Source organism: Amycolatopsis sp. (assembly GCF_035276945.1).
Classification (GTDB): domain Bacteria; phylum Actinomycetota; class Actinomycetes; order Mycobacteriales; family Pseudonocardiaceae; genus Amycolatopsis_E.
In genome coordinates, this window is sequence record NZ_DATELF010000018.1 from 1 (window position 1) to 13,379 (window position 13,379).

The 13,379-nt window shown below is 72.4% G+C and carries 11 protein-coding genes and 2 pseudogenes; all 13 read left to right on the forward strand.

Going from position 1 to position 13,379, the window contains the following annotated elements:
- A partial coding sequence (locus VJT49_RS02025) for a UDP-N-acetylmuramoyl-L-alanyl-D-glutamate--2,6-diaminopimelate ligase (protein WP_324162524.1) occupies positions 1–1,324 on the forward strand: 1,324 nt, incomplete at its 5' end.
- On the forward strand, positions 1,321–2,793 hold the full coding sequence (locus tag VJT49_RS02030) for a UDP-N-acetylmuramoyl-tripeptide--D-alanyl-D-alanine ligase (RefSeq protein WP_324162526.1): 1,473 nt from the start codon (positions 1,321–1,323) through the stop codon (positions 2,791–2,793). The genes VJT49_RS02025 and VJT49_RS02030, both read left to right, overlap by 4 nt.
- On the forward strand, positions 2,790–3,854 hold the full coding sequence (gene mraY, locus VJT49_RS02035) for a phospho-N-acetylmuramoyl-pentapeptide-transferase (RefSeq protein ID WP_324162528.1): 1,065 nt from the start codon (positions 2,790–2,792) through the stop codon (positions 3,852–3,854). Before VJT49_RS02030 ends, mraY begins: the two co-directional genes overlap by 4 nt.
- A 4-nt stretch (positions 3,855–3,858) precedes the next feature.
- A complete protein-coding gene (gene murD, locus VJT49_RS02040) occupies positions 3,859–5,247 on the forward strand; it encodes a UDP-N-acetylmuramoyl-L-alanine--D-glutamate ligase (protein ID WP_324162530.1) in 1,389 nt (462 codons plus the stop codon).
- Positions 5,234–6,655 carry a putative lipid II flippase FtsW gene (gene ftsW / locus VJT49_RS02045; RefSeq protein WP_324162531.1) on the forward strand — a complete coding sequence of 474 codons (1,422 nt, stop codon included), beginning with the start codon at positions 5,234–5,236 and terminating at the stop codon, positions 6,653–6,655. The genes murD and ftsW overlap by 14 nt, the downstream gene beginning before the upstream one ends.
- A gap of 71 nt (positions 6,656–6,726) precedes the next feature.
- Positions 6,727–7,752, forward strand: coding sequence for an undecaprenyldiphospho-muramoylpentapeptide beta-N-acetylglucosaminyltransferase (gene murG / locus VJT49_RS02050; RefSeq protein ID WP_414635782.1), 1,026 nt, complete (start codon positions 6,727–6,729; stop codon positions 7,750–7,752).
- Positions 7,753–7,804: 52 nt separating this feature from the next.
- Positions 7,805–9,208, forward strand: coding sequence for a UDP-N-acetylmuramate--L-alanine ligase (gene murC / locus VJT49_RS02055; RefSeq protein WP_324162536.1), 1,404 nt, complete (start codon positions 7,805–7,807; stop codon positions 9,206–9,208).
- Positions 9,209–9,271: 63 nt separating this feature from the next.
- Positions 9,272–10,012, forward strand: a complete 741-nt coding sequence (locus VJT49_RS02060; protein WP_324162538.1) for a cell division protein FtsQ/DivIB — start codon at positions 9,272–9,274, stop codon at positions 10,010–10,012.
- Positions 10,013–10,074: 62 nt separating this feature from the next.
- A pseudogene (locus VJT49_RS02065) lies at positions 10,075–10,203 on the forward strand (DUF664 domain-containing protein); the annotation flags it as partial.
- A 187-nt stretch (positions 10,204–10,390) separates the two neighbouring features.
- Positions 10,391–11,623, forward strand: coding sequence for a cell division protein FtsZ (gene ftsZ / locus VJT49_RS02070; RefSeq protein WP_324162540.1), 1,233 nt, complete (start codon positions 10,391–10,393; stop codon positions 11,621–11,623).
- A gap of 45 nt (positions 11,624–11,668) precedes the next feature.
- Positions 11,669–12,355 (forward strand): peptidoglycan editing factor PgeF, encoded by a 687-nt coding sequence (gene pgeF / locus VJT49_RS02075; protein ID WP_324162544.1) that lies wholly within the window; start codon positions 11,669–11,671, stop codon positions 12,353–12,355.
- A complete protein-coding gene (locus VJT49_RS02080; RefSeq protein WP_324162542.1) occupies positions 12,352–13,083 on the forward strand; it encodes a YggS family pyridoxal phosphate-dependent enzyme in 732 nt (243 codons plus the stop codon). Before pgeF ends, VJT49_RS02080 begins: the two co-directional genes overlap by 4 nt.
- 68 nt (positions 13,084–13,151) lie before the next feature.
- Positions 13,152–13,379, forward strand: a pseudogene (locus tag VJT49_RS02085) (cell division protein SepF); the annotation flags it as partial.

Here is a 13,379-nt window from a genome sequence, read left to right on the forward strand (position 1 = left end):
GATCGCCTCGGGCGCGGCCGCCGTGCTGACCGACGAGGAGGGCGCCGCGCGGCCGGCGCTGCGCGACGCGAGCGTCCCGGTGCTGGTGCACCCCGACCCGCGCGGCGTGCTCGGCTCGGTCGCCGCCTGGATCTACGGCGAGCCGTCGCTGGAGCTGGCCGTGCTCGGCGTGACCGGCACCTCCGGCAAGACGACCACGACCTACCTCGTCGACTCGGGCCTGCGTGCCGCGGGCCGCACCACCGGCCTGATCGGCACGGTGGAAACCCGCATCGCGGGGGAGCGGCTGGCCAGCGCCTTCACCACCCCCGAGGCCCCGGACCTGCAGGCGCTGCTCGGGGTGATGGTGGAGCAGGGCGTCACGCACGTGCCGATGGAGGTGTCCAGCCACGCGCTCGCCCTCGGCCGGGTGAACGGGACGCGGTTCGCGGTCGGCGCGTTCACCAACCTTTCCCAGGACCACCTCGACTTCCATCGTGACATGGAGGAGTACTTCGCCGCCAAGTCGTTGCTGTTCGACGGCCGGTCCACCACCGAGGTGGTCGTCGTCGACAGCGCCTGGGGCCAGGCGCTGGTCACCCCGCAGACCATCACCGTGTCCACCGAGCCCGGCACCGACGCCACCTGGACGGCCGCCGACCTGGTGGCCATGCCGACCGGCGAGCAGTCGTTCACCCTGCACGGGCCGGACGGGAGCAGCGCGCGGGCGAAGCTGCCCTTGCCCGGCGAGTTCAACGTGGCCAACGCGCTGCTGGCCGCCGCGATCCTGGACGCCACCGGGGTCGGCCTCGACGACATCGTCGCCGGGCTGGCCGCCGTCGAGGTGCCGGGTCGCATGGAGCGGGTCTACCTCGGCCAGGACTTCACCGCGGTGGTCGACTACTCGCACAAGCCGGTGGCCGTCGCGCTGGCGCTCGACGCGCTGCGGGCCAGGGCCAAGGGCCAGGTGATCACCGTGCTCGGCTGCGGCGGCGACCGCGACACCGGCAAGCGCCCCCTGATGGGGGAAGCCGCGGCCAGGCGCAGCGAGGTGCTGATCGTGACCGACGACAACCCGCGCTCGGAGGACCCGGCACTGATCCGGGCCGCGATGCTGACCGGCGCGCGGTCGGTGGGCAGCGCGGGCGGCCAGGTGTTCGAGATCGGCGACCGGCGCGCGGCCATCGAACGGGCCGTCGAGCTGGCCGGGTCGGGCGACGTCGTGCTGATCGCCGGCAAGGGGCACGAAACCGGCCAGGAGGTGGCGGGCGTCGTCCACCCCTTCTCCGACCGGGACGAGCTGGAAGCCGCGATCCGCCACCGGCTGGAAGGACCAAGAACGTGATCTCGCTCAGCCTGGCGGAGATCGCCGCCATCGTCGGGGGGACCTTGCACGGCACCGACGGCACGCCCGTCGTCACCGGCTCGGTGGAGTTCGACTCGCGCAAGCCGGCCCCCGGTGGCCTGTTCGTCGCGCTGCCCGGGGAGAAGGCCGACGGGCACGACTTCGCCGCCAAGGCCGTCGAGGCCGGCGCCGCCGGTGTGCTGGCGGCGCGTCCGGTCGGGGTGCCCGCCGTGGTCGTGCCGCCGCTGCCGCCCGGCAAGGCGCATGACCGGTCCGTCGCGCTGACCGGGGACTCCGACGGTTCCGGGGCCGCCGTGCTCGCCGCGCTCGGCAGGCTGGCCCGGCACGTGGTGGTCGAGCTGAGCCGTGCGGGGCTGATCGTTGTGGGCGTCACCGGCTCGTCCGGCAAGACGTCCACGAAGGACCTCATCGCCCAGCTGCTGGAACCGCTGGGACCGACCGTCGCGCCGCCCGGCTCGTTCAACAACGAGCTGGGCCACCCGTGGACGGCGCTGCGCGCCGACGAGACCACCCGCCACCTGGTGCTGGAGATGTCCGCCCGCGGTCCGGGCCACATCGCGGAGCTGGCCGAGCTCGCGCCGCCCCGGATCGGGGTCGTGCTCAACGTCGGCAGCGCGCACGTCAGCGAGTTCGGCTCCCGGGACGTGATCGCCAGGACGAAGGGCGAGCTGGTGGAGGCACTGCCCGAAGACGGGCTGGCCGTGCTCAACGCCGACGACCCGCTCGTCGCGGCCATGGCGGGCCGCACCCGCGCCAGGGTCGTGTTCGTCGGGGAGAGCCCGTCCGCGCGGATCCGTGCCGAGGACATCACGCTCGACGAGCAGGCCAGGGCGTCCTTCCGGCTGGTCACACCGGACGGTCAGGCGCGGGTGAACCTCCCGCTGCACGGCGAGCACCACGTGGGCAATGCGCTCTCGGCCGCCGCCGCCGCGCTCGAGCTCGGGTCCACTGTGGACGAAGTGGCAGCGCGGCTTACCGCGGTCCAGCGCCGCTCGGCCCGCCGGATGGAGGTGATCACCCGCGCCGACGGCGTGACGGTGCTCAACGACTCCTACAACGCCAACCCCGAGTCCGTGCGTGCCGCGCTCAAGGCACTGGTTTCCATGAGCCGTGGCCGCCGGTCCTGGGCGGTTCTCGGGGTGATGGGCGAGCTCGGGGCGGATACCGTGTCCGCGCACGACGAGATCGGCCGTCTCGCGGTCCGGCTCAACATCAGCAGGCTGGTGGTCGTCGGCGAACAGGCCGCGGCCATGCACACCGGCGCCAGCCACGAGGGCTCGTGGGGCGAGGAGTCGACGCTGGTGCCGGACACCGACGCGGCGATCGAGCTGCTGCGGGCGCAGTTGCGGCCGGGTGACGTCGTGCTGGTGAAGGCTTCCAACTTCACGCAGCTGTGGCGGGTGGCCGACGCGCTGCTGGAGGACCAGGCAGAAGGCGGTGTTGCGTGATCAGCATCCTGATCGCGGCCTCGTTCGGGCTCGGCGTGTCGATCCTGCTCACGCCCTACCTGATCCGGGTGTTCTCCCGGCAGGGGTTCGGCCAGGAGATCCGCGAGGAGGGCCCGCAGGGACACAAGTCCAAGCGCGGCACGCCGACCATGGGCGGGGTGGCGATCATCACCGCGCTGGTCGCCGGCTACTTCGGCGCGCACCTGGTGAGCTGGGAGCGCCCGTCGGCGTCCGGGCTGCTGGTGCTGTTCCTGGCGGTCGGCCTGGGCGTGGTGGGTTTCCTCGACGACTTCATCAAGATCCGCAAGCAGCGAAACCTCGGCCTGAACAAGACCGCGAAACTGGTCGGGCAGCTGGTGGTGGCGGTCGCCTTCGGGGTCCTGGTGGTGAACTTCCCCAACGGGCAGCACCTGACCCCGGCCTCGCTCAACCTCTCCTACGTCCGGGACCTGACGCTGATCACCTTCCCGGCCGTGCTGTTCGTGCTGTTCTGCTACGTGGTGATCTCGGGCTGGTCCAACGCGGTCAACTTCACCGACGGCCTCGACGGGCTCGCCGGTGGTGTGTCGGCCATGGTGCTGGCCACCTACGTGGTCATCTCCTTCTGGCAGGCCAGGCTGTCCTGCACGGTCACCCCGCAGGCGGCCTGCTACGACGTCCGCGACCCGCTGGACCTCGCGGTGCTCGCCGCGGCGGCGGCCGGCGCGTGCATCGGCTTCCTGTGGTGGAACGCCGCGCCCGCCAAGATCTTCATGGGCGACACCGGCTCGCTCGCGCTGGGCGGGATGGTCGCCGGGCTGTCCATCACCACGCGCACCGAGCTGCTGGCGATTGTGATCGGCGGCCTGTTCATGGTCGAGATGATCTCGGTGGTGTTGCAGATCGCGGTGTTCCGGACCACCCGGCGGCGGTTGTTCCGGATGGCCCCGTTCCACCACCACTTCGAGCTGGCCGGCTGGGCAGAGACCACGGTGATCATCCGGTTCTGGCTGCTGGCCGCCATCTGCTGCATGTTCGGACTCGGCCTGTTCTACAGCGAGCAACTGGGCGCGGGAGGCTGACACGGTGTTCGCGGGCCGCCAGGTTCTCGTCGCCGGTGCCGCGGTCACCGGCCGGTCGGTGGTGCCCGCCCTCACCGGTATGGGCGCCCGGGTCACGGTCACCGACGGCAACGCCGGACGTCTCGCCGGACTGGACGGGCTCGGCGCCGAACTGGCGCCCGGGCTGAGCGAGCCGCCGCCCGGCACCGACCTCGTGGTGACCAGTCCCGGCTGGCGGCCGTCCTCGCCCCTGCTGACCGCCGCCGCGGAGCAGGGCATCGAGGTGATCGGGGACGTCGAGCTGGCCTGGCGGATCGGCCAGGAGCGCGAGCGTCCGCCGGTGTGGCTCGCGGTGACCGGCACCAACGGCAAGACGACCACGGTCGGCATGCTGGAGGCGATGCTGCGCGCGGCCGGGCTGCACGCGGTGGCGTGCGGCAACGTCGGGTTCGCCGTGCTGGAAGCGGTGCTGGCGGGCTACCAGGTGCTGGCCGTGGAGCTGTCGAGTTTCCAGTTGCACTGGTCGAACTCCCTGGCGCCGCGGGCCTCCGTCGTGCTCAACGTCGCCGAGGACCACCTCGACTGGCACGGTTCGGTCGAGGCGTACGCCGCGGACAAGGGCAAGATCCACGACCGGTCCGCCACCGTCGTGCGCAACGTGCACGACCCGTGGTCGGCCCGCCTCGCGGCTCGGCATGCGTCGCCGGAGGCGCGGCGGGTCGGGTTCGGCCTGGACACCCCGCGTGCCGGCGAACTCGGGCTGGTCGAGGACCTGCTGGTCGACCGCGCCTTCGTCGCCGACCCCGCGCACGAGGCCGAGGAGTTGTGCGCGGTGACCGACGTCCGTCCGGCGGGCCCGCACAACCTCGCCAACGCGCTCGCCGCGGCCGCGCTGGCCCGCGCCTGCGGTGTGGGCACCGAGGCCGTTGCGAAGGGTCTGCGCGGATTCCGGCCGGGCGCGCACCGTGCCGCCGAGGTCGCCGAAATCGGCGGCGTCCGCTACGTCAACGACTCGAAGGCCACCAATCCCCACGCCGCCGCCGGTTCGCTGCTCTCGCACCGCCACGTGGTGTGGATCGCCGGTGGCCTGCTCAAGGGCGCCTCCGTGGACGACCTGGTACGTGCCGTCGCCGACCGGCTGCGCGCCGTGGTGCTGCTGGGCACCGACGCGGGGGTGATCGCGGACGCGCTCGCGCGACACGCACCGGATGTCCCCGTCAAGCGGCTCTCGCCGGGTGACCATGAACCCATGAGTGCGGCGGTTGAGACGGCCAGTGGCCTGGCCCGTTCCGGGGATGTGGTGCTGCTGGCTCCCGCCGCGGCGTCGATGGACATGTTCGCCGACTACGCCCACCGGGGCGATGCGTTCGCCGCCGCGGTGCGAGACCTGGCGAGTGCCCATGACGGCGGTTGACGAAAAGCCCGGATCCGCCCAGCGGAGACCGCGCGCCAGGCGGGAAAGCCGGGTCGCGTCGGTCTACACCGCGCTGACCGCGTGGCTGTCCCGGCCGCTGGCCGACTTCCACCTGGTGCTGGCGCTGACCGGGCTGCTCACCTCGATCGGCATCGTGATGGTGCTGTCCGCGTCCTCGGTCGCGTCGATCAACCAGGCCGGCTCGGGGGTGTACTCGATCTTCAAGAAGCACCTGGTGTTCGTGATCAGCGGCGCGGTGGTGTTCTGGATCGGCCTGCGGGTGCCGCTGCGCCGGACCCGGTTGCTGTCCCCGGCGGCCATGCTCGGTTGCGTCGCCCTGCTGCTGCTGGTGCTCACCCCGCTCGGCTCGGCGGGCGGCGGGGCGCAACGCTGGTTCGTGCTCGGGCCGTTCTCGTTCCAGCCGGTCGAGTTCACCAAGGTCGCGCTCGCCCTGTGGGGCGCGCACATGCTGGTCACCAAGCAGTCCGTGCTGCACCAGTGGCGGCACCTGCTGGTGCCCGTGGTGCCGGTGGCGCTGCTGGTGTTCGCGCTGGTGATGGCTCAGCCGAACCTGTCCGGCACGATCACGCTCGGCGTGGTGCTGATGTCGCTGCTGTGGTTCGCCGGCGCGCCGAAGCGCCTGTTCGGGGTGCTCGCGGCGGGGGGTGTCGCGGGGGCGCTGGTACTCGCGCTGACGGCTTCCTACCGGCTGTCCCGGGTGCTGTCGTTCCTGTCCCCGGACTCCGACACCAGCGACGCGGCCTACCAGGCCACGCAGGCCAAGTACGCGCTGGCGGACGGCGGCCTGTTCGGCAAGGGCCTCGGGCAGGGGCCTTCGAAATGGTCGTACCTGCCCAACGTGCAGAACGACTTCATCTTCGCGGTGATCGGCGAGGAACTCGGTTTCGTCGGCTGTGTCGTGGTGATCGGGCTGTTCGTCGGGCTCGCGATCGTCGGCCTGCGCACCGCCACGCGTAACCTGGACCCCTGGATCCGGATCGTGGCGGGCACCCTGACCGTGTTCACCGTTTCGCAGGCCGGGATCAACATCGGGTACGTGGTGGGGCTGCTGCCGGTCACCGGGGTCACGCTGCCGCTGATCTCGGCGGGCGGCACCTCGATCTGGGTCACCATGTTCCTCATGGGCCTGCTGGCCAACGCCGCCCGGCACGAACCGGAGTCGGTGGCCGCACTGCGGTCGCAGGGACCGGGTAAATTCGGTCGTCTGCTGCGGCTGCCCGCACCCGAGGTGTACCGGCCGCCCACCAAGCGGCGGCCGCGCCCGGCCGCGGCCACCCCGAAACGGGACCGGCCGTCCGCGCGGGCGAGCCGGACGGCACAGACGGCAGACCGCAGGCGCACGAACGTGCGCACAGGATCGCGAGGAATACGGAGGCCGAACACGTGAGCGCCGTTACGGGGCGAGCGCCGACCGTCGTGGTGGCGGGTGGCGGCACCGCCGGACACATCGAGCCCGCGATGGCCCTTGCCGACGCGGTCAAACGCCTGCGCCCGGACGCGCGGGTCGTCGCGCTCGGTACTCCGCGCGGGCTGGAGAACGACCTGGTCCCGCCCCGCGGCTACCCGCTGGAGCTGATCCCGCCGGTACCGTTGCCCCGCAAGCCGACCACCGAGCTGCTGCGGCTGCCGCTGAAGGTGCGCGACGCGGTCAAGCGGGCGCGTGAGGTCCTCGACAAGGTCGGCGCGGACGTCGTGGTCGGGTTCGGCGGCTATGTCTCGCTGCCGGCCTACCTGGCGGCGCGGGGCCGCGTCCCGATCGTGGTGCACGAGGCCAACCAGTCGCCGGGGCTGGCGAACCGGGTGGGCGCGCGGTTCGCCAAGCGGGTCGCGGTGGCCGTCCGCGGCACGTCGCTGCCCGGCGCGGAGGTGGTCGGGATCCCACTGCGCCGGTCGATCACCTCGCTGGACCGGTCCGCGCTGCGGGCCGAGGCCCGCAAGCACTTCGGGCTCGACCCGGACGCGCCGACCCTGCTGGTGTTCGGCGGGTCCCAGGGCGCGCGGTCGATCAACCTGGCGGTGTCCGGCGTGGCGAAGGAGTTCGCCGACGCCGGGGTCGGTGTGCTGCACGCGCACGGGCCCAAGAACACCCTCGTGGTGCAGGAGTTTCCGGGCCGGCCGCCCTACGTCCCGGTGCCCTATCTGGAGCGGATGGACCTCGCCTACGCCGCGGCGGACGCCGTGGTGTGCCGGTCGGGCGCGATGACGGTGGCGGAGGTGTCGGCCGTCGGGCTGCCCGCGGTGTTCGTGCCGCTGCCGCATGGCAACGGCGAACAGGCGACCAACGCGCGCCCGGCGGTGGAGGCAGGCGCCGCGCTGCTGGTCGAGGACGCGGAACTGACCCCGGCCAAGGTGGCGGAACTGGTCATCCCGCTGGTGACCGATCCGGACCGGGTGGCCAAGATGAGCGCGGCGGCGGTCGGCCTCGGCCACCGCGAGGCCGACGAGACCCTCGCCCGGATCGTGTTGGAGGCGGCAGGCAAATGATGGGTAACCCGGTCGGCGCGATCGCGGTCGCGCGTGAAGTCGCGGAGGAACGATGAGCGTTCCCGCCCAGCTCGAGCGTGCGCACCTGATCGGCATCGGCGGCGCGGGGATGAGCGGGATCGCCCGCATCCTGCTCGCGCGCGGGGCGCGGGTGTCGGGCTCCGACGCCAAGGACTCCCGCGCGTTCCTGAGCCTGCGCGCCCAAGGCGCGAGGATCGTCATAGGCCAGCGTGCCGAGAACCTGGACGACCCGTCGGCCGTGGTGGTGTCCACCGCGATCAAGGAGACCAACCCGGAGCTGGCGGCCGCCCGCGAGCGCGGTATCCCGGTGCTGCACCGGGCGCAGGCGCTGGCCGCGCTGATGGTGGGGCACCGAATCGCCTGCATCGCGGGCACGCACGGCAAGACTTCCACCACGTCGATGCTCACCGTCGCGCTCCAGCACTGCCGGCTCGACCCGTCGTTCGCCATCGGCGGGGACCTGAACGAGTCGGGTGCCAACGCGCACCACGGCGAGGGCGGCATCTTCGTGGCCGAGGCGGACGAGAGCGACGGGTCCTTTCTGAACTACTCGCCGTCGGTGGCGGTGGTGACCAATGTGGAGCCCGATCATCTGGACCACCACGGCACGGTCGAGGCCTACGTCGCGGTGTTCGACTCCTTCGCCCGGCGCGTGGTGCCCGGCGGGCTGCTGATCGTCTGTGCCGACGACGAGGGCGCCGCCGCGCTGGGCAAGCGTGCCGAGGCCGACGGCGTGCGCGTCGTCCGATATGGACGGTCCGCGGCGGCGGCGGCGGAGGGCGACGCGCGAGTGCTCGGCTACTCCCCCGCCGACGGCGGGGGAGTGGTGCGGATTTCCCTGGCCGGCGAGGAGATTTCCGTGCGGGTCGCGGTCCCGGGCGAGCACATGGCGTTCGACGCGGTCGCCGCGCTGCTGGCCGGCATCGAACTGGGCGCGCCGGCCGAAGGCCTCGTCGAGGGGCTTGCCGCGTTCGGCGGGGTGCGGCGGCGCTTCGAGTTCAAGGGACGCTCCGCCGACGTCCGCGTCTACGACGACTACGCGCACCACCCGACCGAGGTCGCCGCGCAGTTGCGCGCCGTCCGGCACGCGGCGGGGCGCGGCCGCATGATCGTGGTGTTCCAGCCGCACCTGTACTCGCGCACGAAGACCTTCGCCGCGGAATTCGCCGACGCCCTCGGGCTGGCCGACGAGGTTGTGGTGCTCGACGTCTACGGTGCCCGCGAGGAACCCGAACCCGGGGTCACCGGCGCGCTCATCGCGGAGAAGATCAAGAGCGCGGGAGTGCACTACGAGCCCGCCTTCGACCGTGCCGCCATGCTGGCCGCGGACCTGGTGAAGCCGGGGGACCTGCTGCTCACCATGGGCGCCGGGGACGTGACCCAGCTCGGCCCGGAGATCATCGCGGAGCTCGACCGCCGTTCCGGCCGGGAGTAGCGAGGCGCGGGGGTGGTTCGGCAGGGTGCTCGACGGGACACGGCGGAGCGCAGCAGGCCGCCGGTGCGACGCGGCACGACGCGCCCGGCGCGTGGTCGCCGCCCCGAGACCACGCGGCGGCCTCCGGAGCCGAACCGGAACACCTTCCTGCGGCGGCGCCGGGTGGCGCTGCTGACCGTGCTCACCGTCGTGGGGCTGGGCTACGTCCTGTTCTTCACGTCATTCCTCGGGGTGAGCGCGGTCGAGGTGACCGGCGCGTCGACCATTCCCGCCGAGGAGATCCGCGCGGCGGCCGCGGTGCCGGAGGGCCTGCCCATGCTGCTGGTCGACACCGGCGAAATCGCCGCGAAGGTGGACCGGCTGGCCGGTGTCGCTTCGGTCGACGTGTCCCGCTCGTGGCCGTCCACCGTCGAGATCACCGTGGTCGAACGGAACCCGGTCGGATTCTTCGCCGCCCAGGGCGCGTTCCATCTCGTGGACGCCACCGGATTCGACTACAAGAAGGTGCAGGGCAGGCCCGCCGGGCTGCCCGAGCTCACCCTGGCCCGCCCCGCCCCGGACGACCCGGTGACCCGTTCCGTGGTCGCGGTGCTGACGTCGCTGCCGCGGGAGCTGGTGAGCCAGATCACCGCCGTCCGCGCGCAGACTCCGGGCGGGGTGGAGTTCACGCTGAGGAACGGCAAGATCGTCCGCTGGGGCGACGCCGGCCAGCCCGACCGCAAGGCGAAGGTCCTCGCCGTCCTGCTCACGCGGCAGGGCCACGTCTACGACGTCGCCAGTCCCGAACTCCCCACCGTCTCCTGACCCGCCTGACCGGGCACCTTGCCCTGGTGATCAACCGACCCGGGTCGGCGGTGCGACTCGAGGTCGCCTTCCCGGGCGGCCGCGGGGTCGCCTCGCGCCGGGTGCTGGTCCACATGATCGAAGAGACCGCGAGGCACGCCGGTCAGCCGGACCTGTCGCGGGAGATGACCGACGGCTTGACCGGCGAGTGAGCGCACGGAAAGGTGTTGTGGCGAAACTCCTCGCCACGACGCTCGGCGTGGCTGCTGGATTCCTGCGTGAGTGATCCCTACCTTCCTGAAGGAACAGGCAGTTGACATAACTCTAAGCCTTGAGTTTAGGTTAAGGGTTTTGCGCTGTTGGGCGGTATGTGAAGGCACGATCAGGAAGGCGGACCCGATGACGCCCCCGCACAACTACCTCGCGGTGATCAAGGTCGTCGGCATCGGCGGCGGCGGCGTGAACGCCGTCAACCGCATGATCGAGGTCGGCCTCAAGGGCGTGGAGTTCATCGCGGTGAACACCGACGCGCAGGCACTGCTGATGTCCGACGCCGACGTCAAGCTGGACATCGGCCGGGAGCTGACCCGCGGCCTCGGCGCCGGCGCCAACCCCGAAGTGGGGCACAAGGCGGCCGAGGACCACCGCGAGGAGATCGAGGAGGTGATCAAGGGCGCCGACATGGTCTTCGTGACCGCGGGCGAGGGCGGCGGCACCGGCACCGGCGGCGCGCCCGTGGTGGCCTCGATCGCGCGCAAGCTGGGCGCGCTGACCATCGGCGTGGTCACCCGCCCCTTCACCTTCGAGGGCAAGCGGCGCAGCAAACAGGCCGAGGACGGGATCCAGGCGCTGCGCCAGGAGTGCGACACCCTGATCGTCATCCCGAACGACCGGCTGCTGCAGCTCGGTGACATCGGGGTCAGCCTGATGGACGCCTTCCGCTCGGCCGACGAGGTGCTGCTCTCCGGTGTCCAGGGCATCACCGACCTGATCACCACGCCCGGCCTGATCAACCTGGACTTCGCCGACGTCAAGAGCGTGATGTCCGGGGCCGGCAGCGCGCTGATGGGCATCGGTTCGGCGCGTGGCGAGGGCCGGGCGGTGCAGGCGGCGGAGAAGGCGATCAACTCGCCGCTGCTCGAGGCGTCCATGGAGGGCGCGCACGGGGCGCTGCTGTCCATCGCGGGCGGCTCCGACCTTGGCCTGTTCGAGATCAACGAGGCCGCGTCGCTGGTGCAGGAGGCCGCGCACCCGGAGGCGAACATCATCTTCGGCACGATCATCGACGACTCGCTCGGCGACGAGGTGCGGGTGACGGTGATCGCGGCCGGGTTCGACGCGGGTGCGCCCACGCACAAGAAGCTGGAGACCCCGGCGCTCGGATCGCGCCCGTCCACCACGGTGTCGGCGGAAGCGGGCCAGGTGCGCACGCCGCCGACCCCGCCCGCGGGCAACAGCTTCCCCCCGGTCGCGCAGCCGCGCACGCCCCCGTCCACCACCAGCTACCCGCCACTCCCGCAGCCGAGCGGGAGCCGGAGCTACCCGCCGCCGCCGCGCCCGAGCCGGGCCTTCCCGGTCGCCGACGACCCCTCGGACGACGAGGTCGACGTCCCGCCGTTCATGCGCCGTTGAGCCGTGGCCACGGGTTAGGCTCGACCCGTGTTCAGGATTCGCCGGGTGGTCACGACCAGGGAGGGCGGGGCTTCGGCGCCGCCGTACGACTCGTTCAACCTCGCCGATCACGTCGGGGACGATCCGGCGGCGGTGGCGGCGAACCGTAAGCGGCTGGCCGCCGAGCTGGGGTTGTCATCGGTCTGCTGGATGGAGCAGGTGCACGGCCGCACGGTGACCGTGGTGGACGGCTCGGAAACCGCCCCGGCCGAGGCCACCGACGCGCTGGTGACGGCGACGCCGGGGGTCGCGGTGGCCGTGCTCGTCGCCGACTGTGTCCCGGTCCTGCTCGGTGACGCCGAGGCCGGGGTCGTGGCCGCGGTGCACGCCGGCCGGGTCGGCGCCCGCGTCGGGGTGCTCCCGGCGACGCTGCGCGCCATGGTCGAAGCCGGGGCCGAGCCCGGCCGCATCGAGGCGCTGCTGGGACCGGCGATCTGCGGCGAGTGCTACGAGGTGCCCGCCGACATGGCCCAGGACGTCGAGGCGCACCTTCCCGACAGCCTTTCCCACACCCGCAGGGGAACTTCCGGCCTGGACATCCGGGCCGGGCTCTGGCGCCAGCTCGCCGGGGCGGGGGTCGGCAGGATCGGTGTGGACCCGCGCTGCACGGCCGAGGACGCCACCCTGTTCAGCTACCGGCGTTCGGGCCGGTGCGGCCGGATCGCCGGGCTGACCTGGGTCGACCTCACATGACCGGCGCCTCGGACATCGAACAGCGCCGGGCGGATCTGGCCAAGGCACTGGAGGAGCTGGAAGCCCGGATTTCCCGTGCCTGCGTCGCGGCCGGCCGGGCCCGCGAAGAGGTGCGCCTGCTCGCTGTGACCAAGACGTTTCCCGCCGCCGACGCGGCCCTGCTCGCCGATCTCGGGTTGCGCGAGTTCGCGGAGAACCGTGGCCAGGAGGCCGGCCCCAAGGCCGCGGCACTGGGCGAACTCCGGCCGGGGGTGCCCGTGCGCTGGCACATGGTCGGCAGGCTTCAGCGCAACAAGGCCCGCTCGGTGGTGCGCTGGGCGGCCGAGGTCCAGTCCGTGGACTCGATCCGGCTCGCCGACGCCCTGGACACGGCGGTGGGCGCCGAGGAAGCGGGGCCACTGGACGTTTTCGTTCAGGCAAGCCTGGACGGCGACCCCGCGCGCGGTGGTTGCCCGCTGGACGAGCTGGCCGCCCTGGCCGACCACATCGCCGGCGCGCCGGGGCTGCGGCTGCGCGGGCTGATGGCGGTCGCCCCGCTCGGCGCGGACCCGGAACCCGCGTTCGAACGTCTCGCCCGCGCGAGGGAGAGCCTGTGCCGGGACCATCCGGACGCCACCGAGCTGTCCGCGGGGATGAGCGGGGATCTGGAGCCGGCGATCACGCACGGTTCAACCTGTGTGCGTGTCGGAACCGCGTTGCTGGGAGGCCGCGGTTTAGCCTCGCCCTAGGGAGATCGCCCGGACTGTGCGCCACGGCCGGGAGGCGCGGTCGCGCGCAGACTCGCGGAGGAAAAGGCATGAGTGCGCTGCAGAAGCTTAAGGCCTACTTCGGCATGGCCGACGGTGAGGACTACGAGGGGTACGACACCGACGACTACCGGCAGGACTACGCCCAAGAAGGCTACGACAACTTCGAGGACGAGGCTCGCCCGCAGCGGCGTTACCGTGAGCCCGGTGCCGGGCGGGCGGGCGGCTACGAGGCCGCGCCCGCGGCGCGCGCCCGCGGCCGGGAGCCCTCCGTGCAC